The 26,726-nt window shown below is 62.9% G+C and carries 26 protein-coding genes; 9 read left to right on the top strand and 17 right to left on the bottom strand.

The genetic code is table 11. The features are described 5' to 3' along the window. The first annotated feature begins 8 nt into the window (after positions 1 to 8). On the top strand, positions 9 to 698 hold the full coding sequence (locus IDM28_RS05510; RefSeq protein ID WP_101317199.1) for a DUF4197 domain-containing protein: 690 nt from the start codon (positions 9 to 11) through the stop codon (positions 696 to 698). Positions 699 to 752: 54 nt separating this feature from the next. Here IDM28_RS05510 and IDM28_RS05505 read toward each other — a convergent pair whose 3' ends face one another. The 5 genes from IDM28_RS05505 to IDM28_RS05485 form a co-directional block, all read right to left on the bottom strand. After that, entirely contained in the window at positions 753 to 3,806 is a 3,054-nt protein-coding gene (locus IDM28_RS05505) for an efflux RND transporter permease subunit (protein ID WP_188035517.1), read from the bottom strand. A gap of 6 nt (positions 3,807 to 3,812) precedes the next feature. After that, complete coding sequence (locus IDM28_RS05500; protein ID WP_101317195.1) at positions 3,813 to 4,913, bottom strand: efflux RND transporter periplasmic adaptor subunit; 1,101 nt, start codon at positions 4,911 to 4,913, stop codon at positions 3,813 to 3,815. Between the two features lie 392 nt (positions 4,914 to 5,305). Continuing rightward, positions 5,306 to 6,367: an NAD(P)/FAD-dependent oxidoreductase gene (locus tag IDM28_RS05495; RefSeq protein ID WP_188035516.1), complete on the bottom strand. Its 1,062-nt coding sequence runs from the start codon at positions 6,365 to 6,367 to the stop codon at positions 5,306 to 5,308. 170 nt (positions 6,368 to 6,537) lie between these two features. Beyond that, positions 6,538 to 7,863, bottom strand: a complete 1,326-nt coding sequence (locus IDM28_RS05490) for an MFS transporter (RefSeq protein WP_181088563.1) — start codon at positions 7,861 to 7,863, stop codon at positions 6,538 to 6,540. A gap of 78 nt (positions 7,864 to 7,941) precedes the next feature. Then, positions 7,942 to 8,919 (bottom strand): hydroxyacid dehydrogenase, encoded by a 978-nt coding sequence (locus IDM28_RS05485; RefSeq protein ID WP_150571542.1) that lies wholly within the window; start codon positions 8,917 to 8,919, stop codon positions 7,942 to 7,944. Between the two features lie 232 nt (positions 8,920 to 9,151). Between IDM28_RS05485 and IDM28_RS05480 the strand changes: the two genes are divergently transcribed. The 4 genes from IDM28_RS05480 (at position 9,152) to IDM28_RS05465 (ending at position 12,829) form a co-directional block, all read left to right on the top strand. Next, positions 9,152 to 9,829 carry an RraA family protein gene (locus tag IDM28_RS05480; protein ID WP_188035515.1) on the top strand — a complete coding sequence of 226 codons (678 nt, stop codon included), beginning with the start codon at positions 9,152 to 9,154 and terminating at the stop codon, positions 9,827 to 9,829. A gap of 131 nt (positions 9,830 to 9,960) precedes the next feature. Further along, positions 9,961 to 11,142, top strand: a complete 1,182-nt coding sequence (locus tag IDM28_RS05475) for an MFS transporter (RefSeq protein ID WP_188035551.1) — start codon at positions 9,961 to 9,963, stop codon at positions 11,140 to 11,142. A gap of 279 nt (positions 11,143 to 11,421) precedes the next feature. Next, positions 11,422 to 12,123 carry an IclR family transcriptional regulator gene (locus tag IDM28_RS05470; protein WP_188035514.1) on the top strand — a complete coding sequence of 234 codons (702 nt, stop codon included), beginning with the start codon at positions 11,422 to 11,424 and terminating at the stop codon, positions 12,121 to 12,123. A 64-nt stretch (positions 12,124 to 12,187) separates the two neighbouring features. Continuing rightward, positions 12,188 to 12,829: a TetR/AcrR family transcriptional regulator gene (locus IDM28_RS05465; RefSeq protein WP_150571539.1), complete on the top strand. Its 642-nt coding sequence runs from the start codon at positions 12,188 to 12,190 to the stop codon at positions 12,827 to 12,829. Here IDM28_RS05465 and IDM28_RS05460 read toward each other — a convergent pair. Continuing rightward, entirely contained in the window at positions 12,826 to 13,608 is a 783-nt protein-coding gene (locus tag IDM28_RS05460; protein WP_188035513.1) for a class I SAM-dependent methyltransferase, read from the bottom strand. The genes IDM28_RS05465 and IDM28_RS05460 overlap by 4 nt on opposite strands. Positions 13,609 to 13,702: 94 nt before the next feature. On the opposite strand from IDM28_RS05460, the gene IDM28_RS05455 reads away from it, so the two are divergent. Beyond that, positions 13,703 to 14,323, top strand: a complete 621-nt coding sequence (locus tag IDM28_RS05455) for an energy transducer TonB (protein WP_188035512.1) — start codon at positions 13,703 to 13,705, stop codon at positions 14,321 to 14,323. Here IDM28_RS05455 and IDM28_RS05450 read toward each other — a convergent pair. The 7 genes from IDM28_RS05450 to ppc all read right to left on the bottom strand — a co-directional run bounded on the left by IDM28_RS05450 (position 14,320) and on the right by ppc (position 21,464). After that, on the bottom strand, positions 14,320 to 15,009 hold the full coding sequence (locus IDM28_RS05450; RefSeq protein WP_188035511.1) for an extensin family protein: 690 nt from the start codon (positions 15,007 to 15,009) through the stop codon (positions 14,320 to 14,322). The genes IDM28_RS05455 and IDM28_RS05450 overlap by 4 nt on opposite strands. A 6-nt stretch (positions 15,010 to 15,015) precedes the next feature. Further along, complete coding sequence (locus tag IDM28_RS05445; protein WP_101317183.1) at positions 15,016 to 15,846, bottom strand: oxaloacetate decarboxylase; 831 nt, start codon at positions 15,844 to 15,846, stop codon at positions 15,016 to 15,018. A 30-nt stretch (positions 15,847 to 15,876) separates the two neighbouring features. After that, on the bottom strand, positions 15,877 to 16,746 hold the full coding sequence (locus IDM28_RS05440) for a DUF72 domain-containing protein (protein ID WP_188035510.1): 870 nt from the start codon (positions 16,744 to 16,746) through the stop codon (positions 15,877 to 15,879). A gap of 3 nt (positions 16,747 to 16,749) precedes the next feature. Beyond that, positions 16,750 to 17,037, bottom strand: coding sequence for a hypothetical protein (locus IDM28_RS05435; protein WP_101317179.1), 288 nt, complete (start codon positions 17,035 to 17,037; stop codon positions 16,750 to 16,752). Between the two features lie 131 nt (positions 17,038 to 17,168). Then, positions 17,169 to 17,843 (bottom strand): tRNA (adenosine(37)-N6)-threonylcarbamoyltransferase complex dimerization subunit type 1 TsaB, encoded by a 675-nt coding sequence (tsaB, locus tag IDM28_RS05430; RefSeq protein ID WP_181088571.1) that lies wholly within the window; start codon positions 17,841 to 17,843, stop codon positions 17,169 to 17,171. Between the two features lie 87 nt (positions 17,844 to 17,930). Continuing rightward, a complete protein-coding gene (adk, locus tag IDM28_RS05425) occupies positions 17,931 to 18,578 on the bottom strand; it encodes an adenylate kinase (protein ID WP_101317175.1) in 648 nt (215 codons plus the stop codon). Positions 18,579 to 18,836: 258 nt separating this feature from the next. Further along, positions 18,837 to 21,464 carry a phosphoenolpyruvate carboxylase gene (ppc, locus tag IDM28_RS05420; protein WP_188035509.1) on the bottom strand — a complete coding sequence of 876 codons (2,628 nt, stop codon included), beginning with the start codon at positions 21,462 to 21,464 and terminating at the stop codon, positions 18,837 to 18,839. A 177-nt stretch (positions 21,465 to 21,641) separates the two neighbouring features. Between ppc and IDM28_RS05415 the strand changes: the two genes are divergently transcribed. The 3 genes from IDM28_RS05415 to IDM28_RS05405 all read left to right on the top strand — a co-directional run bounded on the left by IDM28_RS05415 (position 21,642) and on the right by IDM28_RS05405 (position 23,516). After that, entirely contained in the window at positions 21,642 to 21,986 is a 345-nt protein-coding gene (locus IDM28_RS05415; RefSeq protein ID WP_101317170.1) for a pilin assembly protein, read from the top strand. 282 nt (positions 21,987 to 22,268) lie between these two features. Then, positions 22,269 to 22,682, top strand: coding sequence for a DUF4398 domain-containing protein (locus IDM28_RS05410; protein WP_101317168.1), 414 nt, complete (start codon positions 22,269 to 22,271; stop codon positions 22,680 to 22,682). A gap of 48 nt (positions 22,683 to 22,730) precedes the next feature. Continuing rightward, a complete protein-coding gene (locus tag IDM28_RS05405; protein ID WP_101317166.1) occupies positions 22,731 to 23,516 on the top strand; it encodes an OmpA family protein in 786 nt (261 codons plus the stop codon). A gap of 141 nt (positions 23,517 to 23,657) precedes the next feature. On the opposite strand, the gene IDM28_RS05400 is transcribed toward IDM28_RS05405, so the two are convergent. From IDM28_RS05400 to IDM28_RS05385, 4 genes are read right to left on the bottom strand one after another with little or no spacing between them, the layout of a single operon-like run. Then, positions 23,658 to 23,984 carry a hypothetical protein gene (locus IDM28_RS05400; RefSeq protein WP_101317164.1) on the bottom strand — a complete coding sequence of 109 codons (327 nt, stop codon included), beginning with the start codon at positions 23,982 to 23,984 and terminating at the stop codon, positions 23,658 to 23,660. Beyond that, entirely contained in the window at positions 23,981 to 24,892 is a 912-nt protein-coding gene (locus tag IDM28_RS05395; RefSeq protein WP_181106149.1) for an alpha/beta hydrolase, read from the bottom strand. The genes IDM28_RS05400 and IDM28_RS05395 overlap by 4 nt, the downstream gene beginning before the upstream one ends. Further along, positions 24,864 to 26,141, bottom strand: a complete 1,278-nt coding sequence (locus tag IDM28_RS05390) for a flavohemoglobin expression-modulating QEGLA motif protein (RefSeq protein WP_101317158.1) — start codon at positions 26,139 to 26,141, stop codon at positions 24,864 to 24,866. The genes IDM28_RS05395 and IDM28_RS05390 overlap by 29 nt, the downstream gene beginning before the upstream one ends. 22 nt (positions 26,142 to 26,163) lie before the next feature. Continuing rightward, positions 26,164 to 26,715: a hypothetical protein gene (locus tag IDM28_RS05385; RefSeq protein WP_101317156.1), complete on the bottom strand. Its 552-nt coding sequence runs from the start codon at positions 26,713 to 26,715 to the stop codon at positions 26,164 to 26,166. Positions 26,716 to 26,726: the final 11 nt, after the last annotated feature.

Below are 26,726 nucleotides of genomic sequence, written 5' to 3'. Positions count from 1 at the left end.
AATAATCCATGATTCGCTCCTCCCTGCGCTTCGGCGGCCTCTGCGCTGGCCTGCTGTTGTCCGCCAGTGCGCTGGCCCTGTCGCTCGGCGACCTCAGCCAGCAGGACGCTACCGGCGGCCTGAAAGACGCCCTCACCCAAGGCGCCCAAGTGGCGATCAAGCAACTCGGCACCCCCGGTGGCTTCAGCAACAATCCCGACGTGCGCATCGAGCTGCCAGGCAACCTCGGCAAAGCCGCCAAGGCGATGAAGATGTTTGGCAAGGGCGACCAGGTGCAAGCGCTGGAAGACAGCATGAACAAGGCCGCCGAAGCCGCCGTACCGCAGGCTCAGGCGATCCTCGTCGATGCGGTGAAGAAGATGACCGTGACCGATGCCAAGGGCATCCTCAGCGGCGGTGAAGACTCCGCCACGCAGTACCTGAACAAGAGCAGCCGCGAGCAGATCCGCGCCAAGTTCCTACCGATCGTCAAGGCCGCCACCGACAAGGTCGGCGTCGTCCAGCAGTACAACAGCTTCGCCGGTCAAGCCTCGGCCCTGGGCCTTGGCAGCAGCAAGAGCGCCAACGTCGAAAGCTACGTCACCGAGAAGGCCCTCGATGGCCTGTTCGAAATGATTGCCAAGCAAGAGCAGAGCATTCGCCAGAACCCGGCGCAGGCCGCTACCAGCCTGGCCAAGAAAGTCTTCGGCGCCCTCTGAGGCCCTTCGCTGGCGCGCCTGCTGCAGATTGGCAGCAGGTGCGCCCAGCGCCTCTTACGCTTCCTTCCTGACCTTGAACCATGCCGCATACAGCGCCGGCAGGAACAGCAGCGTCAGCACCGTGGCGACGATCAGGCCGCCCATGATCGCCACCGCCATCGGCCCGTAGAACACGCTGCGTGACAGCGGAATCATCGCCAGCACGGCGGCCAGTGCAGTCAGCACGATTGGCCGGAAGCGCCGCACCGTGGCTTCGATGATGGCTTGCCAGCGCTGCATGCCCGCGGCGATGTCCTGCTCGATCTGATCGATCAGGATCACCGAATTGCGCATGATCATCCCGGCCAGGGCAATGGTGCCGAGCATGGCGACGAAGCCGAACGGCTGGCGGAAGATCAGCAGGAACAGGGTCACCCCGATCAACCCCAGCGGTGCGGTGAGGAACACCATCACCGTGCGCGAGAAGCTGCGCAGCTGGATCATCAACAGGCTCAACACCACCACGATGAACAGCGGCATGCCGGCATTGACCGACTTCTGCCCGCGCTCGGAGTCCTCGACAGTGCCGCCGACCTCAAGCAGATAGCCGTCCGGCAAGCTGGCACGCACCTGCTGCAACGATGGCTCGATCTGCTTGACCAGCGTCGCCGGCTGCTGCTTGTCATAAATATCGGCGCGCACGGTCACCGTTGGCAAGCGATTGCGATGCCAGATAATGCCTTCCTCGAAGCCGTACTCAAGAGTCGCCACCTGCGACAGCGCCACGCTCTGGCCGTTATCGGTCGGCACTGCGAGGCTTGCCAGGTTACCCAGGTCGCCACGCGCCTCGGCCGTGCCCCGCACCAGGATCTCGATCAGCTCGTTGTCTTCGCGGAACTGGCTGACCGAGCTGCCGGTCAACGAGCTGCGCAGGAAGCTCGCCAGCTGGGCAGTACTCACCCCCAGCGCCCGCGCACGCTCCTGATCGATTTGCAGGAACACCGCCTTGCTCGGCTCTTCCCAGTCCAGGTGCACGTTGACTACGTGCGGGTTCTCCAGCACTTTGCTCGCCACTTCCCGGGCCAGCGCGCGGACCTTCTCGATGTGCTCGCCGGTGACCCGGAACTGCACCGGGTAACCTACCGGCGGGCCGTTTTCCAGGCGCGTGACGCGGGAGCGCAATTGCGGGAACTGCTCATTCAGGGTCGCGATCAACCAGCTACGCAGGGCCTCGCGATCTTCCAGGGATTTGGCCAGCACCACGAACTGGGCAAAACTGGCCGCCGGCAACTGCTGGTCCAGCGGCAGGTAGAAGCGCGGCGAGCCGGTGCCGATGTAGGCCACATAGTTGTCGATGCCGTCGTGGTTCTTGAGCAGGCCTTCGAGGCGCTTGACCTGTTCGGCGGAATTACTCAGCGAGGCGCCTTCGGCCAGCTTGAGGTCAATCATCAGCTCCGGCCGACCCGAGGCTGGGAAGAACTGCTGCGGCACGAAACGGAACAGCAGGATGCTGCCGACGAACGCGGCGATGGTCAGCAGGATCACCGTCTTGCGCCGGCGCACGCACCATTCCACCACTCGCCGCACACGTTGGTAAAACGGCGTCGCATAGGGGTCAGTGTGGCCGCGAGCGGCATGCAGCTTGGCCAGATCCGGCAGCAAACGCTCGCCCAGGTACGGCACGAACAGCACCGCCGCTACCCAGGAGGTCAGCAGGGCGATGGTCACCACCTGGAAAATCGAGCGAGTGTATTCGCCGGTACTGGAGGCCGCGGTGGCGATTGGCAAAAAGCCCGCCGCGGTAATCAGGGTGCCGGTGAGCATCGGGAACGCCGTGCTGGTCCAGGCGTAACTGGCCGCCTTGAGCCGGTCGTAGCCCTGCTCCATCTTGATCGCCATCATCTCCACAGCAATGATCGCGTCGTCGACCAACAGACCCAGGGCCAATACCAGCGCACCGAGGGAAATCTTGTGCAAGCCGATGCCGAAGTAGTGCATGGCGGCAAAGGTCATCGCCAGCACCAGCGGAATCGCCAGCGCCACCACCAGCCCGGTACGCAGCCCGAGCGAGAAGAAGCTCACCAGCAGCACGATCACCAACGCTTCGACCAGCACTTGCACGAACTCGCCGACCCCGGCCTTGACCGCCGCCGGCTGGTCAGACACCTTGCGCAGCTCCATACCAACTGGCAGGTTGTGCGCCAGCCGAGCGAACTCGACCTCCAGCGCCTTGCCCAGCACCAGGATATCGCCGCCGTCCTTCATCGCCACGGCCAGGCCGATGGCGTCTTCACCCATGAAGCGCATGCGCGGCGCCGGTGGGTCATTGAAGCCACGGTGCACCTCGGCGACATCGCCGATACGGAAGGTGCGCTCGCCGACCCGGATCGGGAATTGGCGGATCTGCTCGACACTGTCGAAGCGGCCACTGACGCGCAGTTGCAGGCGCTCGCTCGGGGTCTCGAAGAAGCCCGCGCTGCTCACCGCATTCTGCTCTTGCAGCGCCTGCTGCACGGCGGCCAGCGGCACGCCAAGGGTAGCCAGCTTGAGATTGGACAGCTCGATCCAGATCTTTTCATCCTGCAGGCCGATCAGCTCGACCTTGCCCACATCCTTGACCCGTTGCAGCTGGATCTGGATGCGGTCGGCGTAATCCTTGAGCACGGCGTAGTCAAAGCCTTCGCCAGACAACGCATAGATATTGCCGAAGGTGGTGCCGAACTCGTCATTGAAGAACGGCCCCTGGATCTCCGGCGGCAAGGTATGGCGGATATCCGCGACCTTCTTGCGGATCTGGTACCACAGCTGGGGGATGTCCTTGGAGTGCAACGAGTCGCGCGCCATGAAGGTGACCTGCGACTCGCCTGGGCGCGAGAACGAAACGATCTTTTCGTACTCGCCGGTTTCCATCAGCTTCTTTTCGATGCGCTCGGTAACCTGGCGCGACACCTCTTCGGCGCTCGCACCCGGCCAGATGGTACGGATGACCATGGCCTTGAAGGTAAACGGCGGATCCTCGCTCTGCCCCAGCTTGGTGTAGGACATCGCACCAATCGCGGCCAGCAGGATCATCAGGAACAGTACGATCTGGCGATTGCGCAGCGCCCAGGCGGAAAGGTTGAAACCCATCGGGACTTACTCCTTGGCCGCCAGATCCACATCACGATTACTGCGGTCGACCGGCCGCACCTGCTGGCCCTCGCGCAATACATGACCACCGGCAGCGACGATCCAGTCGCCCGGCGCCAGCCCGTCCAGCACCGGCACGCTGTCGGCGCCATAGGCACCCAGGCGCACCGCAACGCGCTGCAGGCGTTTGTCCTTGTCAACTCGCCACACGTAGGCCTGGCCCTGCTCAGCGGTCACCGCCGACAACGGCAGCGCCAATGCCGGCTGGCCTTCATGGGCGACGAACACTCGGGCGCTTTGGCCCAGCTCAGCCGGGGCCTTGCTCGAGTCAAAAGCGATGCGTGCGGCAAAGGTCCGCGAGCGCGGGTCGGCTGCCGGGGACAGTTCGCGGATGCGCGCGGGGTAACGCTGATTGGGCTGCGACCACAGCTCGACACTGACGGGCTGGCCGACGGCAAAGCGCGCGAACTGCTGCTCAGGCAGGCCGATGACCACTTCACGTTCGCCATCTGCTGCCAGGGTAAACACCGTCTGCCCTGCTGCGACGACCTGGCCGACCTCGACCTGACGCTTGGAAATCACCCCCGCCTGCGGCGCACGCAGCACTGCATAGTCGGCCTGGTTACCGGCCACATCAGCTTCGGCCTGAGCCTGCTTGAGGCGGGCGAGGCCTGCGCGGTAGAGGTTTTCGGCGTTGTCGAACTGCGAGCGGCTGACCATCTGCCGGTCGAGCAATTTCTGATAACGCTCACGTTCGGTCTGCACCAGCGCCAGGTTGGCCTGCGCGGCGGCAAGCTGGGCACGGTTGGCTTGCAATTGAAGGCGTACATCCTGTGGGTCGAGCTCGGCCAGTGGCTGATCGGCCTTGACCCGCTGGCCCTCTTCCACCAGGCGCTTGCTGACTTTGCCGCCAATGCGGAAGGCCAGCTCAGGCTCGAAGCGGGCGCGTACTTCGCCGGGGTAGCTGTCGGCGGCAGCGCTGGCCGGCTGCGGCTGCACCACCAGGGCCGGACGCGGCGCGGCGGGCGGCGCGGTCTCCTGACCACAGGCGGCCAGCAGCAAGGCTGCAGCGGCGGGCAAAGCAATTGACCAGGCATGACGCAACATGATGGGGGACCGTCCGTGTAAGGCGCTTCTAATATTTATACTGGCGAGTATATTAAATCAGCTGTGCGGTGGCGGGAAGTCGGTGAAAGGTAGAAATTATTGGGTGGTGGTTAGTGTATGTGGATGCTGGGCATCTGGCTGCGCGGGGCCGGATTGCGGCTATGAGAGGGTGGACTTATCCGATTCATTAGTGATGGTTCCGGCCCCTTCGCTGCGCTACGGAATTCCCTCGCTCCGGTCTTGCTCCTGAAGTCGCAGGTTGATCAAGATCAAGAGCGAAAGTCAAAAGCAGCGGCCCAAGAGGCCCAGTACAGCGCGGTCCTCCCGGGAGCAAGACCGGAGCGAGGGAACCCCGCAGAGCAGAGCAAAGGCAACCACCATAAATCCCGAAGCTAACCAAAGCGCTCAAGCCTACAAGCCGCCAGATCAGCAGCCTCCACGCCACTCACAATCTCCGCCCCCACCAAACGCCCCACGGTAGCAGCCAAAGTAACCCCAGGGTGCATCACACAAACGTACACACCACCGATGCCCGGCACATATCCAACAAGCGGCGCACCATCACTCGGCACAGGCCGCAAACCAACACAAGCCTCCACAACGTCGAGCGAAGCAACGCCATGCAACTCACTCTTGATCGCCCCAGCGGCTCTGAGCGCAATCGCCCCAGGCCGGTTATCGACCGCATCATCCAGATAATCCTCCGCCGCCAGCAGGCTCCCATCCTTGCCCTGCCGCACCTCCATCGCCGCATTGGACACAATCCCCCTGACAAGCCGACTGGGCGACCTGTAGCGGATATAGATGGCAGGTGAGGCCTCCAGCGCAAGCGAGTAACCCAAAGAGCCCATCAGCGCCGTAATACCCGTACCAGCTGCAAGCACCACTAGATCAGCATCGATTACCCCGCTGCTGGTTCGCACACCCGAGACGCGATCAGCGCTTTCGGTGAACCCCAGTACCTGGGTCCCTTCCATAAGCCTGGCACCATGACCCCGAGCACCTTCAATCAGCGCCCAGGTAACATCGACCGCGTTCAGTGCCCCCTCCTCTGCTGCATAAACAGCCTGAACAGGTGGATGCTTGAGATTCGGCTCCAGAGCCAGAATCTCAGCACAAGAGACTGTTGCGACCCCAGCAGACTTGGCACAAGCAGCCGGCATCGGCGAAATGCCATAGGTCAGCGCCCCTGTCCACTGCACATTCACCCCCGGCAACTCCGCCTCGAGGCGGCGGTAGTCAGCGATGGCAGCGGCTCGCAGCGGTGCGACCGGGTCTGCGCCGCTGCAGCAGGTATTGATCCATGCAAAGGACGTCGATGTCACACCAGACGCCACCCGCCGTGCTTCCACTATGGTGACCCGCACACCCAGCCGTGAGAGATGATAAGCCACGGAGGCCCCCACAATACCCGCCCCAACCACCACAACTGTCATCGCCGAACCTGTGTTCATCGTGCTCTCCTTGTCACCCGTGCGCATGACTATGTCTCACTAGCAGAACAGGATCTACAGCTGGTCCGCGGGCGCTGCTACAGCTACGGCCACAATGACGCATGCCGGGAAACGACGATGCCCACGCTCCTCAGAGAGAAACGCGGGCATCGGGGAACAGCTGAGGTAAGTTACTTGGCGACGACCGCACTGCCCGCCTGTTTCTCGAGTTGACGTTTGCGGCCGATTACCAGGACCGCGATGCCAGCCACACTACACAACGCCGCCAACGGCATCAGCGCCAGCGCGTAGCTACCTGTGGCATCGTGAATGGCCCCGTAGACGTTGACCATGATGCCGCCACCGATCAGGTTGGCCATGGCCCCCACCGCCGCCAGCCCTGCAGCCGCGGTTGACGAGGACAGCCAACCCGATACCAGCGCCCAGAACGGCCCTTTCATCGAGTACGCCCCGACCAACACCATGGTGAGCATCACCACTGTTGCTGGCAAGGATGATGTGAACAAGGTCATCAGCAAGCCTGCGGCGATCAACAGCATGGTCATCGCGGTGTGCCAGCGACGCTCGCCGGTACGGTCGGAGCTGCGCCCCCAGATGATCATCAGGACCGAGGCAACGCCGTAAGGGATGGCATTGACCAGGCCGATTTCCATGGAAGTCAGGCCAAAGGTCTTCAGCAGTTGCGGCGCCCACACACTCATGGTGCTGCCTGCAGCAGATGCTCCGGAATAGATAAGTGCCAGCACCCAGATATCTTTGTGGCGCAGCAGTTTCCACAGCGAAATGTGGCCGATAGCCGTCTTTTTCGAGGCTTCATCTGCCAGCCGCTGGATGAGCCAGCCGCGTTGCTCGTCACTCAGCCATTTGGCCTGCTCGGGACGGTCGGTCAGCACGAACAGACAGGCGATGCCCAGCAGTACCGCTGGAATGCCTTCAAGGATGAACAGCCAGTGCCAGCCGCGCATGCCCATCCAGCCATCCAGACTCAACAGCAGGCCAGACAACGGTGAACCGATGAAGTTGGCCGCCGGGATCGCCACCATGAACAACGCAACCATGCGCGCGCGGTAAGCCGATGGCAGCCAATAGGTGAGATACAGCAGCACCCCCGGGAAGAAGCCCGCCTCGGCGGCGCCGAGCAGAAAGCGCATCACATACAGGGAGTTGGCACCCTGGACGAACGCCGTACCTGCCGAGATCAGGCCCCAGGTGATCATGATTCGAGCGATCCAGATCCGTGCACCATAGCGTTGCATGGCAAGGTTGCTGGGCACTTCGACCAGGAAGTAGGCAAAGAAGAACAGGCTGCTGGCGAAGCCGAAGATCTTCGCGGTGAGCTGCAGGTCTTCGTTCATCTGCAGCGAAGCCATGCCAATGTTGCCGCGGTCGATGATCGCGATCAGGTAGCAGACGATAAGGAATGGCAACAGGCGCCAGGCGACACGACGCATCGTACTGCGTTCGAGTTCATCGGGCTGGAACGTGGTTGAAGTCATGGTGCTCTCCAATTGTTTTTTTTCTGGAGCGTGGCGGATGCGGTCCTCTTCAGCAGAGGGCCACACAGGTGTCAGCAATCAGTGGGCGAACAGGTGGCTGTTGACTACGCAGCGCGGGTCCAGCGCATCACCCGCCCATACATCCAGAACCTGTTTGAGTGCTACCAGACCCACGCGGTCACGCGCTTCGCTGGTATTGGCGCCGACATGCGGCGTGGCAACCAGGGTAGGCAGGCCCCAGAGCGGGCTGTCGGCCGGTGGTGGCTCGGGATTGAAGGTATCCAGACCAGCGCCGGCGATGCGCCGTTCGCTGAGGGCCTTGACCAGTGCCTTGGTCTCAATCAACTCGCCACGGGCGGTGTTGATCAGGATGGCGTTGGGACGCATGCGCTCGAGCTGAGCGGCGCCGATCAGGTTATGGTTGGAGTCGGTCAGAGGGCAATGCAGGCTGATGATATCGCTCTCGGCCAGTAAGCGATCGAAGTCCTCTTCACGCTCGACATGCGAGCGCTCTGGCAGCTGCTTGAGGTAGGGATCGAACACCTTGACCTTCATCCGCAGCGGAGCCACCAGATCCATCAGGATGCCACCGATCGAACCCAGGCCAATCAGACCCAGGGTCTTGCCCGCCAGCTCGATACCGTTGGCCGAGGCCTTGTCCCAATGCCCATCGCGCATGCGCGCATCCAGTAGCGCGGTTTGCCGGGCCACGCTGAACATCAAGGCGAAGGCAAGCTCAGCCACGGACTGGGCATTGGCGCCTACGGCAATCGATACCGGAATGCGGCGATCCGCAGCGGCCTGGATATCGATGGTGTTGTAACCCACGCCATGCTTGGCAATCACCTTGAGGTTGTCCGAAGCCTCGATCATGGCGCGGGTCAGTTCGCCTTGGCGGACCACGATGGCATCGGGCTGTTCAGCACGAATGATGGCTTCCAGCTCGTCCGCCGGCAGATAAGGCGTGGTGGGGACGATTCTGACGCCCTGTTCGGCGGCGAGGTTCATGGCATCGAGGGCAAGCTCGGGGCCGGTCAGCAGAATAGTACGAGACATCGTGGATACCTTGTTCTTGTCGGGGGCAGTCCAGCAGCAGTCTGCCGCTGAGGTGCGGCATGCCTGAACACTAGCATAATGAAATGCCGTTGCAAGAAAATTAAAACAACCCCATTGAAACCAGCATTAGAGCCATCAAAAATGCATTGCGGATTATTAAATGCAATGCCATTCTAAAAAACGATTCGACAGCAGTCGATGACACCTAATAAATCCAAGAGAGGTATGTCACATGAGCGTTGGCTTCCAAGTGCTTGAGCGCGCACGCAAAGTCGGGGATGAGTGGGTCGCACGCTACCGTGAAGTGCCGGTAGCCAACGTCAGCGACTCGATGAATCGCATGACGGCTGGCGGTGCCCGCCTGCGCCCGATGCACCGCGAAGGCGTGCTGTGCGGCCCTGCCCTGACCGTCAAGGCCCGCCCTGGTGACAACCTCATGCTGCATTACGCCATCGACATCGCTCAGCCAGGCGACGTGATCGTGGTCGATGCCGGCGGTGATCTGACCAACGCCCTGATCGGCGAGATGATGGTGGCTTATGCGCTCAAACGCGGCGTCTCCGGTATCGTCATCAATGGCGCCATCCGTGATGCAGCCAACATTGGCGCAGGTGATTTCCCGGTATTTGCCGCAGGCATTTCGCACCGTGGCCCGTACAAGGACGGCCCAGGCGAGATCAATGTGCCGATCGCCATCGATGGTATGGTGATCAAGCCCGGTGACCTGATGATTGGCGATGACGATGGCTTGCTGTGCGTGCCCTATGACCATGTCGCTGACGTCTACGCTGGCGCCACCGCAAAGCACTCTGCCGAAACTGCACAAATGGAACAAATTGCCCGAGGCACCAACGACCGCTCCTGGGTTCTGGCGTCCTTGAAAAACAAAGGTTGCCTGCTGCCAGGCTGATTGATCATGGGCTGCGTACCTTGCGCTGGGGTGCGCAGCAGCTGAGAGGTCGGTATCGGTGGCGGGTCTACTGAGGATTCGCACACTTGTCCGATTCACCATCAGCGCATCGCCAGCGCTGGCCCGCCGCCGTGCGGGCACTCGCGCATCGCAATTTCCAGATCTATTTCGCCGGCCAAGGCGTCTCCACACTTGGCAAATGGGTCCAACAGGTCGCGTTGGCCTGGCTGGCCTATCATCTTACCGGCTCCGGCGTGCTGCTGGGCCTGATCACCTTTCTCTCGCTGGCGCCGCAGTTGCTCATTGGCCCGTTGGCTGGCGCATGGATCGACCGGCACGACAAGCGCCGCCTGCTGATCATCGTGCAGTCGCTGTTGATCGTGCAGTCGCTGGTGCTGGCGGTTGCGACCTGGCTTGACTGGGTAGACGGCCCCTTCATTGCTGTCATGGCCTTGTTGCTCGGCCTGCTCAATGCTCTGGAAACACCTCTGCGCCAGGCACTGATCGGCAGTTTCGTCGACGACAAGGCCGACCTGCCGAACGCGCTGGTGCTCAATGCCATGCTGATCAACGCCGCGCGCTTCGTCGGCCCGCCATTGGCCGGCGGGCTCATCGCCCTGGCCGGCGAAGCCGCCTGTTTCGCCCTGACGGCCGTGACCTTCGTGGCGCTGCTCGCGGGCTTGCTGAAGGTGCGCGGCAGTGACAGCCCCAAGGCCAGCGGCTCCACCACGCAGGTGTTTCGCGAAGGGCTGGCGTACATGTGGCAGACGCGCAACGTCCGCCAGCTACTGATCAACGTGATCATGGTCAACCTGCTCGCGTCTTGCTACGCAGCGCTGCTGCCGATTCTGGCCCGAGCAGTGTTCGCGGGCGATGCGCAGGTGCTTGGCTGGTTATGGGGCGCTGCCGGCGCGGGCGCGTTCGCCGCCACGCTGGTGCTTGCCGTGGGCGGCACCCTGCCACGCCTGCGCCAGTTCACCAATGCCGGGGCTCTGCTGTGCGCGGGCGCGCTGATCTGTTTGTGGCTGGCTGGTTCGCTACCGCTGGCCCTGCTGGCGCTGGGGCTGTTGGGCTTTGGCATCACCTTGAGCAATGTCAGCACCAACATGCAGCTGCAAAGCGACGCACCCGGCCACTTGCGCGGTCGGGTGATCGCCTTCTATATCGCCATGCGTTTCGGTTTTGAGGCCCTGGGCGGCATGGCCGCAGGCCTGATCGCAGCACGCTGGGGAGCTCCGGCGACCCTGGGGATCGCCGGAGGTGTGCTGGTGACGGCGTTGATAGCTCAACACAGCGTGGCTCGCCGCAAGTGAGCAGTCAGGCTGCCTGAGCCTGGCCGTGAGATGCCCGCCGCTTGGCGGGATCGCCCGGCCAGAGCAGCATCAAAACGCATAGATTGCGCCAGCAGCAGCCCGCCAGCCCGACGACAGTCAGCCATTGCTGATGACCAGCAGTGCAGACATCGCTGGCAGGCTCTTTTCATCTGGCGCACTGCGCGTGTTACGTTGGCGAGGGCCGGCCGTTGTTGGATAATCCGGTTTTCCGCCCTTGGGTATGACTCAAGGGTCTTCAATGATTGTGAGGATTCACAGATGGTTAAAGCGCGGCCGCGGCCTGCGGTGAATGGTGTGGCATCGGCAGACCGTGTTTTGACCGTGTTGACTGCGTTTCAGATAGGCGATAGTGCGCTGACCCTGGTGGAGCTGGTCCAGCGCACCGGACTCATCAAGAGCACGATCATGCGCTTGATGGTATCGCTGGAGAATCACGGCTTCGTTAATCGCATGGCTGATGGACGCTATCAGCTGGCGAGCGAAGTGATGCGCCTGAACACGGTCTATCAGGAGGCTCTCGACCTCGAAAGTCACGTGTTGCCGCGCTTGCAGTATCTGGCTGAGCAATCGGGCGAAACCGCATCGTTCTATGTGCGCCACGGTGCCTATCGCATGTGTCAGTACCGCATAAACTCTTCGCACCGCCTGCGGCTGAATCTACAACCAGGCGACATGCGCCCGATGGACGAAGCAGCGGGTGCGCAGGCCCTGCGCGCTCCGTTCAAGGTTGGGATCGCGCTGAAGAAACCCTACTTTTCCAAAGGCGCCACCGACCCGCATGCCGCTTCCGTGGCATTGCCGATCTATGGTGCGCAGCAGGAGCTTATGGGTGCTCTGGTCATTTCAGGGCCGGCCAGCCGCTTGACCGTGGACTATGCCGAAAGCCTGGAGCCGATGTTTTTCGAAGTCGCTCATGACCTGATGCGCAGCCTGGGCTACAAGCCTGACGGCTCGGCTTGACGATTGATCGACCACTACAGCCGTAGCGCCTTTGAACCGGTAAGATGGCTTCCTGTTCACCAAGATGCAGACCCTGATGCCAAACGACGCACCCATCGGCCCTGGCCGGCCGAAGGACCTAGCCAAACGCGAGGCCATCCTTGAAGCTGCCAAAGCGCTATTCCTGAGCCTTGGCTACGCCAACACCAGCATGGATGCGGTCGCCACGGCGGCAGGTGTTTCAAAACTGACGGTCTACAGCCATTTCACCGACAAGCAGACCCTGTTCGGCTCGGCGGTGATGGCGACCTGCCAAAGCCAATTGCCGGAGCTGATATTCGAGCTGCCCGACGGTGTGCCGATTGACCAGGTGCTGCTGAACATCGCGCGAAACTTCCACGCGCTGATCAGCAGCGACGAGTCGGTCAAGCTGAGCCGGCTGATCATGGCCCAAGGCAGCCATGACCCAAGTTTTGGCCGGTATTTCTATGAGGCCGGGCCCAAACGGATTCTTGCCGAAATGGAAGCACTGCTACGCAATGCCGCTGACCGTGGCTTGTTGCGCGTCGACAGCCCGTGGCGAGCGGCCGAACACTTCTTCTGCCTGATCAAGGGCGCGCCGGATTATCGCTTGCTGCTCGGCTGCGCGCCGCCGTTGGTAGGCGCAGAGGCCGAGGCGCATGTGCGCGAGGTAGTCGAGCTGTTTGTGCGGGCGTACGCGCCTTAGGCCTTGAGGGCTTTTTTCGGGTAGATGTCGTAGCGACTCGATTTGCCTTCCAGGCTGTGGCTGGGCTTGGGCCCGTCAATGATCGGCGCCTTGCGCGGGCGCTTGACCACTACGCGATGGCTGGCCAGTGCCAGCGCGGCAGCCAATAACGCCGGAGCATCGAGGTCGTCGCCCACCAGCGGGCGGAACACACGCATCTCTTTTTTCACCAGCGCGGTCTTCTCTCGATGGGGGAACATCGGGTCGAGGTAGATCACCTGGGGTGGCTCCCCTTGCCAGGCGTGCATGGTGTCGATGGCGTTGCCGACCAGCAAGCGCATGCGCTCGACGATGGACCCGACTTCATGGTCGTCACGCGCGCGCTGCAGGCCGTCGGCGAGCAACGCGGCAACCAGCGGCTGGCGCTCGATCAGGGTCATCTGGCAACCGAGGCTGGCCAGCACGAAGGCGTCCTTGCCCAGGCCGGCAGTGGCATCCAGTACCTGCGGGCGCACGCCCTGGGCCACGCCGACCGCCTTGGCGATCATCTGCCCGCTGCCGCCGCCAAACAGGCGCCGGTGCGCGGCTTGACCTTCAACGAAGTCGACCCGCACCGGCCCTGGCGCCTGCGCTCCGAGCTGCTGCAGTTGCAGGCCGTCGGCGCCGATCTGCAGCGCCACGGCGGCGCTGTCGTCGTTCAGCGGCAAACCCAGTTGCACAGCCCACTGCTGCGCCTGGGCCTGGTACTCGGGCGCCAACGCCTCGACTGTGATGCCCGTGCCCTGCTCTTGCTCTACCATCCGATCCTGCACCCGAAAAAATTAATGAAACCCCGGCCACGGCCGATACACGCAGTATCCGCTATTGTGCCAGAGCTGAACCGCCGCGACTGCCATGACAGACACTCTTCCCATCGGCTTGACCTACCTGTCGCCTGTCGGCAACTACGGTCGGCAGAATACCCAGGCACTCGGTGGCGTCAGCCATCTGTGGCAGGATTTCTTCGCCCGAGCGATGGCCGACCAAAGTGCTGTCGAAGTGGACCCGGTCAGCCAGGCGCTGCAGCAGCATGACCAAGTCAGTGGTGAGCCCACCGGCGGCGCCCGCGCCTTGGCATTGATCGACCTACAGCGTAGCTGTCAGGTCAGCGACACCGAGGTCAAGCCACCCGAGCCGCTGTTTCTGCCCAAGGCGGAGCTTGAAGCCGCACTGCTCGAACCTGCACCAGAGCCGTTCAGCGCCGCCGAGATGATCGAGCAGCAGCGCGATATGGACCTTACCAACAGCTGGTTACGCCCGGTCGTCATGCACCAGGGCCAGCCGCTGCCAACGCCTGGCGCCGCCCCCGCGCCGCGCCCGCTGTACCTGCCGATTGCCGAATTCGACATGGACTTGCTCGACCCGGCGCCGGAGCCGTTCGATCAGCCGACCCTGACGCTGCAGCAGCACGACCTTGAGTTCGACATGCACTGGGCACGCCCGGTGGTGCTGAACAACGTGCGCGTACATGCCTAACGGCAGACCTGCCAGACGCCCATGTCCAGGTGAAAATGATTGTGATGAGCAGCGTTGTAGTCCGGGCCTAGCACCGTACTGAAGCTGGCACATGCAGCCTTGCGCACCTCGCGCAGAAACTCAGCCTTTTGCCCGCCAACCTGCCAGTCCTGCGCCAGCACGATGCGCTGGCCATCCTTGAGCCGAAAAGCGCTGATATCGAGGGCGTTGGCCGTCGCATGCTGGCTCAGGCGCCCTTCCTTGCGGTTGTACACATTGCGACAGGCAAAGCTGCCAAGGTGCTCGACCCTTGTCACCGGCTGGCCAAACACGCGCTGCGCGGCCGGCTGCAAGCCATGGGTCTCGAACAAGGCATAGGCCACCGCCAGCGGGCAGCTGGCGAGGAAACTGCTACTCAGGCTGGCCTGGCCTGCCTCGACCCGCCACACATTGCTCAAAGGGCAGCGCGCGCTGGCCGGGCTGTCGGCCTGGGCGCGATAACGCAGGCCGGAGCTTTGCAGGGCTTGTTCGCACAGGGCTGGATCCTGGCGCAGCCGCGACAGCTTGTACGCGGTCAACCAGTTAGGCGGCTGGCGTACGTCGAGCGCTGCCCATGGGTTCCAGGCGGCAGGCGGGCGCCAGCCCAGGTACCAGGCTTGCGCCGCCGCCAGAGAGAGGATGACCAGCAGCCAACCGAGCCAGCGCATCAAGGCTTAGCGACGGAACAGATCGTTGAGCTGAGCAAACGGCATGCTCTGCTCGGCGTAACTGAAGGTGCCCTGCTCGCGGATTTCCAGCGCTGCCCGCTGCAGCGCGCCAAAGGCCGCGCGGGCCAGTGACGAGCCGACGCTGATGCGGCGCACGCCAAGGTCCTGCAGCTGGTTGACGTTCAATGGCACGCCAGCCAGGCCCATCAGCACGTTGACCGGCTTGGGTGCCAGCGCCTGCACCACCGCGCGCACTTCGTCGGCGCTGCGCAGGCCTGGTGCGTAGAGCACATCGGCCCCCGCTTCGGCGTAGGCCTGCAAGCGCAGGATGGTGTCGTCGAGGTCCATCCGCTCATGCAACAGGTTTTCCGCGCGGGCGCACAGGGTGAAGGTGAACGGCAGGCTACGCGCGGCCTGGGCGGCGGCACGGATCCGCTCGACGGCCAGGCCCATGTCATAGATGGGGGCATCGCTGCGGGTAGTGGCGTCCTCGATCGAGCCGCCCACCAGGCCCGCCTCGGCCGCGCGCAGGATCGCCTGGGCGCAGTCTTCAGGCAAGTCGCCAAAGCCGTTTTCCAGGTCGGCGGCGACTGGCAAGGCGCTCGCATCGACGATGGCGCGGGCGTTGTCCAAAGTATCGTCCAGGCTCAGCGCACCCTCGGCATCGGCGCGGCCGAGGCTGAAGGCAAGGCCGGCACTGGTGGTCGCCAGCGCTTCGAAGCCCATGCTGGCCAGGAGTTTGGCCGAGCCGGCGTCCCAGGGATTGGCCATGACAAAGGCACCGTCACGCTCATGCAGCGCCTTGAAGGCCTCAGCTCGCAGGGTTTGTACATCCATGATCACTGGCTCCGGCAGATTGACGAGTGGTCAGAGTAGACCCAGCTGTTCGACCTCAGGCGCTCGTGGCAATTCCGCCAGTGCTGGCAACCCCGGCAGACGCTCGCTCAAGCGCTGGTGAAAGTGCTGAGCCAGGGCCGCCGCTTGCTGGTTATCGGAAGTATGCAGAAACACATAAGGGCTCAGGCCGGCTTCGATCCACTCGGCGACCTTGCTCACCCATGGCGTCAGGAACGGCTCGTTGCCAATCACTTCAGGCTGGCCGATGAAGCGCACCTGTGGGTGCTGGCTGAAAGCAGCCGGACGCGCTGGTACGCGAGGCTTCTTGCTCTGCGCATGCAACACGGCAGGCTCGCGTGAGGTGCAGCTGAACAACGCACGCGAGTCCAGACAGATGCGCTCGACACCCATGCCATGCAGCAGACGATTGAGCGACCGCTCTTCTTCGCCGCGAGCGAAAAAAGCGTCGTTACGCACCTCGACTGCAACCGGCACGCCGATCTCTTGCAGAAAGTACGCAAGCTCGGGCAACCGCGAAGGGCCAAAGGTGGCCGGCAACTGCAGCCAGTACGGCGCGACCCGCTCACCCAGCGGCGCCATCAGCCGGGTAAAGGCCAACCCTGCCTCAAGTTGCTCACGTAGATCACCGCCATGGCTGACTTCACGCGGGAATTTGGCGGTGAAGCGAAAGCCGGGCGGCATGATCTGCGCCCAGCGTTCTACCGTGGACGGTGCCGGGCTGGCATAAAAGGTGGTATTGCCTTCGACGGCGTTGAAGACCTGGCTGTACAGCGCGAGGTAGTCAGTGACGCGGGCATCGGCGGGGTAGAGATAGTCGCGCCAGGCGCTTTCGCTCCAGGACGGGCAACCGAGAAAGTATGGCAGGGGCGATGGCTTCATCCATCAAATGTACAGATCAAGCCCCAACACTTCCATATCCCAATCGGTGAATCCTGCAGTCGCCATGTAGCTGGCCAGAGCGGTTGCAGTGCGCCGGTCGCGGGCGCGGGGAAAAACCATGTCCTGCTGGCGGGCGGGCAAGCCACCCGCGCTGCGGCGAGTGCGGGTCTCCTGCGCGACCTCGGACTCTTCGATCAGCTCGGCATCTTCGACTGCTTCGTCACGCACCGGTGCCTTGCGCGGAGCGCGCTTGATCGGATAGGACTGCGGTGAGAAGCCGTCGATACGCATGAAATGAACACTCAGGATCAATGATGGCAATTTAGCAGCATCAGAGATCCATCGCTAATGCCGTTGTGATAACTGGACCACAGTTCTCACCAAAGGTTTAGCGCAAAAGTAAGCAGCCGACGAACAGCCGCTTAAACCGCCTTGGGCGTGGCCACGTTATCGCGCAGATAAACCGGTTGCGCCTGGTCGGCGGCGACCGCTTCACCGCGGGCCCAGGCAAACCCGGCCAGGCTCAGCACATCGAGCGCGCTGGGTAGCAAGCTGGTGTCCATGGCGCTGACCGGTACCGCCAGGCGCTCGTGGTAAACCCAGCCAGTGCCGGCGCCGAACCAGTCGCCGCTGCTACCATCCGGCAGCGCTACCCGCTCCGGCGGCAGCACCGCTTCGCGGCCAACCAGGCGCATCTCGCCAGCAGTGGCCTGATAGCAGCCCCAGTAGACTTCATCCATGCGCGCATCGATGGCTGCGGCAACCTGAGCGATGCCACGCTCACGCAACACGCCTTGGGCCAGCGCGGCGAGGTTGGAAACCGGTAGCACCGGCCGCTCCAGGGCGAAGGCCAGGCCCTGGACCACGCCAATGGCAATGCGCACGCCGGTGAAGGCGCCAGGGCCGCGACCGAAGGCGATGGCGTCGACAGCGCTAAGCGCCACGCCCGCGTCGGCCAGCAACTGCTTGATCATCGGCAGCAGCTTTTGCGCGTGCAGACGCGGGATGACCTCATAGTGGCTGGTGACCTTGCCGTCATGCAGCAATGCAACGGAACAGGCTTCGGTGGCGGTATCCAGGGCCAGCAAGGTGGTCATCGAACGGGTTTCCAGACGCAAGAAAAAGAGCGCCAGTATAAACGACAACGGCCCGCAAGCGGGCCGTTGTCGTATGCAAGGTAACGATCAGCTCAGGGCTGCGAGGACCTTGGCAGTGATTGCTTCAACCGAGCCGACACCTTCGATGTGGCTGTACTTCGGCTTGCCGTTGGCAGCGCCAAGCTTCTGGTAGAAGTTGACCAATGGCTTGGTCTGGTCGTGATAGACCGACAGGCGATGACGCACGGTTTCTTCGGTGTCGTCTTTACGCTGGACCAGATCTTCGCCAGTCACGTCGTCTTTGCCGGCAACCTTTGGCGGGTTGTAGACCACGTGATAGACGCGACCCGAGCCTTCGTGGACGCGACGGCCAGCAATGCGCTGAACGATCTCTTCATCTTCCACAGCGATCTCGACCACAGCGTCCAGCTCGACGCCGGCAGTGACCAGCGCTTCAGCCTGCGGAATAGTGCGCGGGAAGCCGTCGAAGAGGAAACCGTTGGCGCAGTCTGGCTGGGCGATACGGTCCTTGACCAGGTTGATGATCAGCTCGTCGGAAACCAGCTTGCCAGCGTCCATGATCGCCTTGGCTTCGATGCCCAGGGGGGTGCCAGCCTTCACTGCGGCACGCAACATGTCGCCGGTGGAGATCTGTGGGATCGAGAACTTTTCGGTGATGAATTTTGCCTGAGTACCTTTACCGGCCCCGGGAGCTCCCAGCAGAATTACGCGCATCTTGTGCTCCTCATATTTTTTTATGCAAATCAACGGAGTCGGCGTCAGGGCCAAGTCCGGAAAATCAGGTGTCGACCAGAAAATCGGTCAAAAGGCTGATCAAGATACACAGCGCCCGGCGACCAGACAAGCGTCCCAAAGTTGCGATAAACCGCCACTTGCGACCTGCCGTGGCAAGGGTTGCCCTCGGTGCAACCCTGTTCTGCCGTGCACTATCGTAGCCCGCCCCCGCCCACCTGAGCCTCCTTTGGAGGCACCCTAACCGGTGTTGCGCAGGCCGGCGGCAATCCCTGCCACAGTGACCAGCAGCGCCTGCTCCAGCGGGCTGTCCAGAGCGGCTTCACGGCTGCGCGAGCGCTCCAGCAGCTCGGCCTGAAGGCGATGCAGCGGGTCCAGATAGGTGTTGCGCAGGCTAATGAATTCGAGGGTCTCAGGGCTGTGTGCGAGTAGCACCGGCTGCCCGGTCAGGCCCAATACCACCTGGCATGACTGCGACAATAGGTCGCGCAGGTGCGCACCCAATGGCAGCAGCTCGGGTTGCACTAGACGTTGGTCGTAGGCCTCGGCAATTTGCGCATCGGCCTTGGCCAGGACCATCTCGAGCATGTCGATGCGGGTGCGGAAGAACGGCCACTGCTCGCGCATCTGCGCCAACAGCTCACCCTGGCCGCGCGCCAAGGCATTGTTCAGGGCGCTTTCCCAACCAAGCCAGGCCGGCAGCATCAGCCGTGTCTGCGTCCAGCCGAAGATCCATGGAATTGCCCGTAGACTTTCGATACCGCCCGCGCGGCGCTTGGCCGGGCGACTGCCCAGCGGCAGGCGGCCCAGCTCCTGCTCGGGAGTCGACTGGCGGAAGTACTCGACGAAGTCAGGGTTCTCGCGCACCACCCCGCGATAGGCCTTGACGCCATCGGCGGCGAGTTGGTCCATCACCTCGCGCCAGGCCGGCTCAGGCGGCGGTGGCGGCAGCAGGGTGGCTTCGAGCACGGCGGCCAGATACAGGTTGAGGTTCTGCTCGGCGATGCCCGGCAAGCCGAACTTGAAGCGGATCATCTCGCCCTGCTCGGTGGTACGGAAGCGCCCGGCGACCGAGCCGGGTGGCTGCGACAGGATCGCCGCATGGGCCGGGCCACCGCCGCGGCCGACGGTGCCGCCACGGCCGTGGAACAGCAGCAGTTCGACCTGATGCTCGCGGCAGATCTGCACCAGGGTTTCCTGGGCGCGATACTGCGCCCAAGCCGCCGCCGTGGTGCCGGCGTCCTTGGCCGAGTCGGAGTAACCGATCATCACTTCCTGCGGGCCGCGCAGGCCGCTGCGGTAACCCGGCAGGCCGAGCAGCCGTTGCATGACCGGGCCGGCGTTGTCCAGGTCGGCCAGGGTCTCGAACAACGGCACCACGCGCATTGGCCGGGTCAGGCCGGCTTCCTTGAGCAGCAGTTGCACGGCCAGCACATCCGATGCCGCGCCGGCCATGGAGATGACGTATGAGCCAAGTGACGCCGCCGGCGCGGCGGCCACCTCGCGGCAGGTATCGAGGACCTCGGCGGTCTCGGCCTGCGGTTTGAAATGGGCCGGGAGCAACGGCCGGCGATTTTTCAGTTCAGCCTGGAGGAATTCGATGCGCTGCTCTTCATCCCAGTCGGCATAACGGCCAAGGCCGAGGTAGTCGGTGATCTCGCTCATCGCATCGCGATGGCGAGCAGCGTCCTGGCGCACGTCCAGGCGCACCAGGAACAAGCCAAAGGTGACGGCGCGGCGCAGGCAGTCGAGCAGCGGGCCATCGGCGATCACCCCCATGCCGCACTCGTGCAGCGAGCGGTAGCACAGCTCCAGCGGGTCGAGCAGCTGGCGGTTGTCGCTGAGTACCTGGGCACCAGGCGGTTGGTTGCTGGTCAGTGCGGCCTGGGCCCAGCTGCGAGTCGCACGCAGGCGCTCGCGCAGCTGCTTGAGCACACTGCGATAGGGTTCAGCGCCCTCGCCTGCCTGTTCGAGCAGTTCAGCACTGGCCTGCTGCATCGACAGTTCGGCGGCCAGGCTATCGATATCACGCAGGAACAGGTCCGCGGCCATCCAGCGCGCCAGCAGCAGCACCTCGCGGGTCACGGCGGCGGTGACGTTGGGGTTGCCATCACGATCACCGCCCATCCACGAGGCGAAACGGACCGGCGCCGACTCTAGCGGCAGGCGCAGGCCGGTTGCCTCGAACAGCGCCTTGTCGACTTTGCGCAGATGGCTGGGCACGGCCTGCCACAGTGAATGTTCAATGACTGCGAAGCCCCATTTGGCTTCGTCCACCGGGGTCGGCCGGGTGCGGCGGATTTCCTCGGTGTGCCAGGCCTCGGCGATCAATCGGCGCAGCTTGTCGCGCACCTGCTCGCGCTCGGCGGGGGTCAGGTCGCGGTGATCCTGCACGGCCAATTGCGCGGCGATGGCGTCGTATTTCTGGATCAGGGTGCGCCGCGCGACCTCGGTTGGATGCGCGGTCAGCACCAGTTGGATATCGAGCTTGGCCAACTGCCGAGCGAGGGCATCGTCGCTGTGCCCTTCCTGCTTCAGGCGGGCCAGCAGCTCGGGCAAAACCCGGCTCTCGAACGGCTCGGGCTGGTCGGCAGCGCGGCGGTGGATGAGCTGATACTGCTCGGCGATGTTGGCCAGGTTGAGAAACTGGTTGAATGCCCGCGCCACCGGCAACAGCTCGTCATCGGCGAGGTCGTCGAGGGTCGAGCTGAGCTGCTCGGCCGCGCCGCGGCGGTCGGCCTTGGCGCTGTGGCGGATGGCTTCGATCTTCTGCAAAAACGCATCGCCATGCTGCTGGCGAATGGTTTCACCCAGCAGTTCCCCCAACAGATGGACATCCTCACGCAAGCGTACATCGATATCGGTCATCAGGCCTTTCTCCAGCGCGGCTCGTCCGCGCATCCATTCAGGAACCAGCAGCCCCAAGAGTGCCCACAGCAGCGCGCTCAAGGCAAGCCTGACACCGCCAAAGCAACTAAAGTTGAGCAGAGCCACTCCCAATCAGTGCATGGCATCACGCCCTATCCAAGCTGCACAGAGGTCATCATGAAAATCCGCGAACTCGCCCAACACTGGGAACAGAACGCCGCAGGCAGCCTGAGCCCGACCAGCCACATCCTGCATCTGGACCTGGAATCGGAGGCGCGCCTGGCCGCGCTGATCGATATGTTCCCCAAACGCACCGCCGAAGAACTGCTCGGCGAACTGGTCGCCTCGGCCCTCGAAGAGCTGGAAGCGAGCTTCCCCTATGTGCAGGGCCGGCAGGTCATTGCCACCGATGAGCAAGGCGACCCCATGTATGAAGACGTAGGCTCTACGCCGCGCTTTCTGGCGCTGTCGCGGCAGCATCTGCAGACGTTCACAAGCACCGATCAAGACCCTGCCAAATAACGTGCTGACGACCGCGGGGGGGCCCGTGCGCCCCGCCGCAGTTACCCTGCCCTACCCCTGCGCGAGCTGAAAGTTCCGCAGTTTCTCGCTGACCGTTCAGTCAGAAAATACTTGTAACGGCTTGCTATTTTTTTCGGAACTATTCGAAAAACGCTCCAGTCCGAGCCAATAGCCATCACGCTAAAACCCTGCACACAGTGGTAGTGCACAGTTCAGCTGAAGCGCGCACTGTCAGGGAACGAGCGATGGACTGCCACGGACATTGTCATCAGGAGTGATCCAATGGAGCTGACCAACATGAAGAGCCGCACTATGCCAACATCATCCACCCGCATGCATGGCCTGAAACTGGCCGCGCTGGCCCTGGGCAGCACGTTTGTCCTCGCTGGTTGCGCCGGCAAGCCGCCAACCGAGCAGTACGCCGTGACCCAATCTGCGGTCAACGCGGCGGTGAGCTCCGGTGGTACCGAGTTCGCTGCGGTGGAAATGAAAGCGGCGCAGGACAAGTTCAAGAAAGCTGAAATTGCCATGCACGACAAAAAGTACGAAGAAGCCAAGGTGCTCGCCGAGCAGGCTGAGTGGGACGCCCGCGTAGCAGAGCGCAAGGCACAGGCTGCCAAAGCGCAAAAAGCCGTGCAGGACTCCCGCCAAGGCGTCCAGGAACTGCGTGAGGAAGGCCTGCGCAGCGCTGAATAAGCCTGCCCGCCTCCCCCAGCCTTCGTTACTGATTAAAGGAAGAACACTATGCGCAACTACGTCATGATCCCCGCTCTGCTGGCCCTGAGTGTTGGCCTTGCTGCTTGCTCGCATGATCCAAACGCCAACCTCGAGTCTGCTCGCACCAGCTTCTCAGCGCTGCAGAGCGATCCACAGTCGACCAAACTGGCCGCCCTTGAGACCAAGGACGCGCAGGATTGGCTGAACAAGGCCGACAAGGCCTACATGGATCGCGAAGACACCAAGAAAGTCGACCAGCTGGCCTACCTGACCAGCCAGCGCGTTGAAGTCGCCAAGCAGACCATCGCCCTGCGCGCTGCTGAAGGCGAGCTGAAGAACGCTTCGGCGCAACGTGCCCAGGCTCGCCTGGATGCCCGTGACGCCCAGATCAAGAAGCTGCAGGACAGCCTGAACGCCAAACAGACCGACCGTGGCACCCTGGTGACCTTCGGCGACGTGCTGTTTGACTTCAACAAGGCTGAACTGAAGAGCAGCGCCCTGCCCAACGTGACCAAGCTGGCGCAGTTCCTGGCTGAAAACCCAGAGCGTAAAGTGATTGTCGAGGGCTACACCGACAGCGTCGGTTCGGCCAGCTACAACCAGAGCCTGTCCGAGCGTCGTGCTGGCGCTGTGCGCATGGCCCTGGTACGTGCCGGTGTAGATCCAGCGCGTATCGTCTCGCAGGGCTATGGCAAGGAATACCCGGTTGCTGACAACACCAGCAACTCCGGCCGTGCCCAGAACCGTCGTGTGGAAGTAACCATTTCCAACGACAACCAGCCGGTTGCACCGCGTACTGCTGCCAACCAGTAAGGGTTGCCAGCGGGGCTGCCTGGCAGCCCCGTCGCGACAAACAAAAACCGCGTGAAGCCTTTGGGCTCACGCGGTTTTTTTGTGTTCTGCTTTGGCGGGAGTTTCAGAATTGCTGGGGCCGAGCAGCGGCCCCGATGCGATTCACTGCACTTGCCGCGGCGTCTCCTCGCCAACACAGCGCACCGCACGCTTGCGATTGTCGACCAGCACACCGGTCAGGCCCTTCTGCTGCATATCGATCAATACCAACACCCCATCCATGCACTGCGCCACCTGCGCCGCAGGCTCCAGCGAGACCTTGTAATCCTCGCCCGGCACCGTCTTGAGCATGGTGAAGTCCTGCAGCAACAGGGCATCCTCAGGCTTGGCAAAATGCAGGTAGCCGTAATACCAGAGGGCCCCTACCGTCACGATGATGCTACCGACGCCGGTCAGAATCAGCGGGATGGCGTTGCGTTCTTCACTCATTGCTTGTTCTTCTCATCAGGGAAATTAGGCACTTCGGCCAAGCGCCGCAGGCCGTTGAAATGGGTCGGATCATCCAGGAAGCGGATCATCACCTGGCGCCAGGTCGGGTCGGCAAAGGTCTGCACGTGGCCGCCGCGGGTCAGTTGCAACACCCGTGGTGGTGGCGCATGACGGTACAAGTCCAGACCGTTTTCCAGCGGCACCAGGGCATCGTCGATGCTGTGGAAAAACAACTTCGGCGGGCTGTCCAGGCGCTCGATCGAACGGATCGCGCTGTCGCCGTCGGGCACCAGCCATGACAACGGCACCTGCAGCGGCCAGGTCAGCCAACCGGTACCCAGCGCGTATCGCCCGACCGAGCGATAACTGGCCGGCACGCCATCGAACACCAGCGCACTGAAGCGCTGACGCTGCTCAGGGTGGCCCGCCAGGTAATGAATCGCCATCGCTCCGCCCAGGCTCTGCCCCAGCAGCACCAGTGGTTTGCCCTGCACCTCAGGCGCCCGTTCAAGCCAGCTCATGGCCGCAGCTATGTCTTCGTACACCTCAGGCAGGCTTGGCTTGCCTTCAGACAGGCCATAACCGCGATAGTCGATCATCAACACCTGGTAGCCCTGCTCCGGCAGCCAGTAGCTGCCGCCGAGGTGCCCAGGCAGGTTGCCGCCGTTGCCGTGCAGGTGCAGCACCGTACCCTTGACCTCGACGCCATCCTTGGCCGGCAGCCACCAGCCGTGCAAGCGCACGCCATCACTGGTGGTCAGGGTCACATCGCGATAGGCCAGCTTGGCCCGCTCGGGGGTGAATGCCTGGCCCGGCTCGGGATAGAACAGCAGGCTGCTGCAGCCGCCGAGGGTCAGCGCCAGTGTCAGCGCCAGGCCTTTACAGAATGTTCGCGTAGTCGGCTTCAATGCGATCAAGGCTCAGGTGATTGAGGAAGTTGGAGAAGCACATCCAGGCAGACAGCGCATTCAGGTCGCGAAACTGCTCGGGCAGGTATTTGGGCGGTTCGACCAGGCCTTCTTCGACCAGCTGACGCAGGGTGCGCATGTCCTCCAGAGTGGTCTTGCCGCAGAACAACAACGGGATCTGCTCAAGTTTGCCCTTCTTCACCGCCAACTGAATGTAGTTGTAAACCATGATGAAGCCCTTGAGGTAGGACAAGTCCTTGGTGAATGGCAGGCCGTTCGGCACCGAGCCGCGGAACACTCGGCTGGCGTTGCTGTAGCTCTGGCCGATCTCGAAGCCCTGGCCACGGAAGAACTCATACACCTGCATGAAATCGGCGCCCTGCTCGACCATGTGAATGGCCCGCGTGCGGTTGGTCAGCTTGCGCAGGCGACTCGGGTACGAGGCAAAGGCGATCACTTCCATAAGGATGGCCAGGCCTTCCTGGGTCACAGTCGACGACGGCGGCCCCTTGGCGAGGAAGGTGCAGATCGGCTGGTTAAGCCCGTTGAGCGTGGTACCAACATGCACCAGCCCTTCATGAACCTCCAGCGCACGCACATCACGGCTGTTGAACATGGCATCGGCGCGCACCTTGATGTAGTCGGCGCCCGCCGCTGCATCGGCCACGATACCGTCGGACTCGAACACGCGGATGGTGCCTTCGGCCTCGCCGAACACCGTATTCAGCCGGCGCTGGAGGATATCCACCGCTTGCTTGGCCGTGAGGTTCTTCGGCTCGTCCTTGAGATCGCCGCGGCCATCGATGTTGTTCAGGTAATCAGAAAGCATCAGGCCAAGGTCGGCCAGGGTCGGGTCGCCGGCATGAAACGCATCGGAAGCTGCACCATACAGCTCCTGCGAAATCAGGCCGAAGTCCTCGGTGCCGCGCGCTTCCAGCATGCGCACCACCATGCGGTACTCGCGGCACATGCGCCGCATGATCTGCCCGACCGGGTTGAACTGGCCAAGCTGGCGAGTGATATCGCGCTCGATGCTCTGAAACTCGGCCTTCAATGCACTCGAATCGAAGCCCAGGGGGCGCGACTGGTAATAGGCGCGGTCCACGGCAGGCGGCTCTTTGCCCTTGCCGTTGATGAAGGCCTGGCGGATGTTATCGTCCCACTTCACCGCATCGAGCACGCGGATCGGCGTCTGCGCCACGACAATGCGGTCGGACAACGCGCGAATGGTCTGCTGATACTCGTCCACGGCTAATTCCTTGTAGCGGCTATTACTTGCCGACGCGCTGGAAGCGCGCCACTTCGACGAACAGGTCAGAGTTGGCCGGGTCATCCAGATAGGCCAGCACTCGCTCGGTCGGGCTGTCGATCAACACGCCCGGACCGTTGTCTTCCGGCACCTCGATACTGCGCCCGCTGAGTTCCTTGCGCGTGAGCGCCTCGTGCACCTGATCGACGTCCAGGTTGTACACCACCAGTTCCTTGCCGTCGGCGCTGACCTCGAAGCCGCCAATCAGGAAGTTGCCGCCCAGGCGCTTTGGCACCCCGGCCGACAGGTACCAGCGGCTGCCATGACGGGCCACGGTAAACACGTAGTCTTCAGCCGGCTTGCCTTTGGCAGTGGCCAGCGCCTTGTAGCTGTTGCCAGCCGCGCGGCTGATGCTCAGCTTGAGCGGCTCACCCCAGGCATCCTTGCTGCTCCACTTGCCCAGTAACGCCTTGGGTGCGGTCTGGTTGGCCGGCAGCGGGTCGCCAAAGGTCACCAGACAACCGCCCAGCATCAGGAATGACAACGTCAACAACACCATACGCCAGGCTTTCATCAGGCTCTCCT

It is taken from the genome of Pseudomonas sp. EZ-C24, from assembly GCF_014525325.1.
In the GTDB taxonomy this organism is placed as follows: Bacteria; Pseudomonadota; Gammaproteobacteria; order Pseudomonadales; family Pseudomonadaceae; genus Aquipseudomonas; species Aquipseudomonas shirazensis.
The sequence above is the reverse complement of the archived record's forward strand: the minus strand, read 5'-3'. Positions and strand labels throughout refer to the sequence as shown.

Coding starts and splice junctions, on each gene's coding strand:
- IDM28_RS05480 (WP_188035515.1), top strand. CDS start 9,152: ATGAGCGTTGGCTTCCAAGTGCTTGAGCGCGCACGCAAAGTCGGGGAT.
- adk (WP_101317175.1), bottom strand. CDS start 18,578: ATGCGCGTAATTCTGCTGGGAGCTCCCGGGGCCGGTAAAGGTACTCAG.
- IDM28_RS05510 (WP_101317199.1), top strand. CDS start 9: ATGATTCGCTCCTCCCTGCGCTTCGGCGGCCTCTGCGCTGGCCTGCTG.
- IDM28_RS05435 (WP_101317179.1), bottom strand. CDS start 17,037: ATGCGTATCGACGGCTTCTCACCGCAGTCCTATCCGATCAAGCGCGCT.
- IDM28_RS05410 (WP_101317168.1), top strand. CDS start 22,269: ATGGAGCTGACCAACATGAAGAGCCGCACTATGCCAACATCATCCACC.
- IDM28_RS05465 (WP_150571539.1), top strand. CDS start 12,188: ATGCAGACCCTGATGCCAAACGACGCACCCATCGGCCCTGGCCGGCCG.
- IDM28_RS05445 (WP_101317183.1), bottom strand. CDS start 15,846: ATGGATGTACAAACCCTGCGAGCTGAGGCCTTCAAGGCGCTGCATGAG.
- IDM28_RS05400 (WP_101317164.1), bottom strand. CDS start 23,984: ATGAGTGAAGAACGCAACGCCATCCCGCTGATTCTGACCGGCGTCGGT.
- IDM28_RS05440 (WP_188035510.1), bottom strand. CDS start 16,746: ATGAAGCCATCGCCCCTGCCATACTTTCTCGGTTGCCCGTCCTGGAGC.
- IDM28_RS05415 (WP_101317170.1), top strand. CDS start 21,642: ATGAAAATCCGCGAACTCGCCCAACACTGGGAACAGAACGCCGCAGGC.
- IDM28_RS05455 (WP_188035512.1), top strand. CDS start 13,703: ATGACAGACACTCTTCCCATCGGCTTGACCTACCTGTCGCCTGTCGGC.
- ppc (WP_188035509.1), bottom strand. CDS start 21,464: ATGACCGATATCGATGTACGCTTGCGTGAGGATGTCCATCTGTTGGGG.
- tsaB (WP_181088571.1), bottom strand. CDS start 17,843: ATGACCACCTTGCTGGCCCTGGATACCGCCACCGAAGCCTGTTCCGTT.
- IDM28_RS05505 (WP_188035517.1), bottom strand. CDS start 3,806: ATGGGTTTCAACCTTTCCGCCTGGGCGCTGCGCAATCGCCAGATCGTA.
- IDM28_RS05460 (WP_188035513.1), bottom strand. CDS start 13,608: ATGGTAGAGCAAGAGCAGGGCACGGGCATCACAGTCGAGGCGTTGGCG.
- IDM28_RS05485 (WP_150571542.1), bottom strand. CDS start 8,919: ATGTCTCGTACTATTCTGCTGACCGGCCCCGAGCTTGCCCTCGATGCC.
- IDM28_RS05385 (WP_101317156.1), bottom strand. CDS start 26,715: ATGAAAGCCTGGCGTATGGTGTTGTTGACGTTGTCATTCCTGATGCTG.
- IDM28_RS05470 (WP_188035514.1), top strand. CDS start 11,422: ATGGTTAAAGCGCGGCCGCGGCCTGCGGTGAATGGTGTGGCATCGGCA.
- IDM28_RS05495 (WP_188035516.1), bottom strand. CDS start 6,367: ATGAACACAGGTTCGGCGATGACAGTTGTGGTGGTTGGGGCGGGTATT.
- IDM28_RS05490 (WP_181088563.1), bottom strand. CDS start 7,863: ATGACTTCAACCACGTTCCAGCCCGATGAACTCGAACGCAGTACGATG.
- IDM28_RS05450 (WP_188035511.1), bottom strand. CDS start 15,009: ATGCGCTGGCTCGGTTGGCTGCTGGTCATCCTCTCTCTGGCGGCGGCG.
- IDM28_RS05405 (WP_101317166.1), top strand. CDS start 22,731: ATGCGCAACTACGTCATGATCCCCGCTCTGCTGGCCCTGAGTGTTGGC.
- IDM28_RS05500 (WP_101317195.1), bottom strand. CDS start 4,913: ATGTTGCGTCATGCCTGGTCAATTGCTTTGCCCGCCGCTGCAGCCTTG.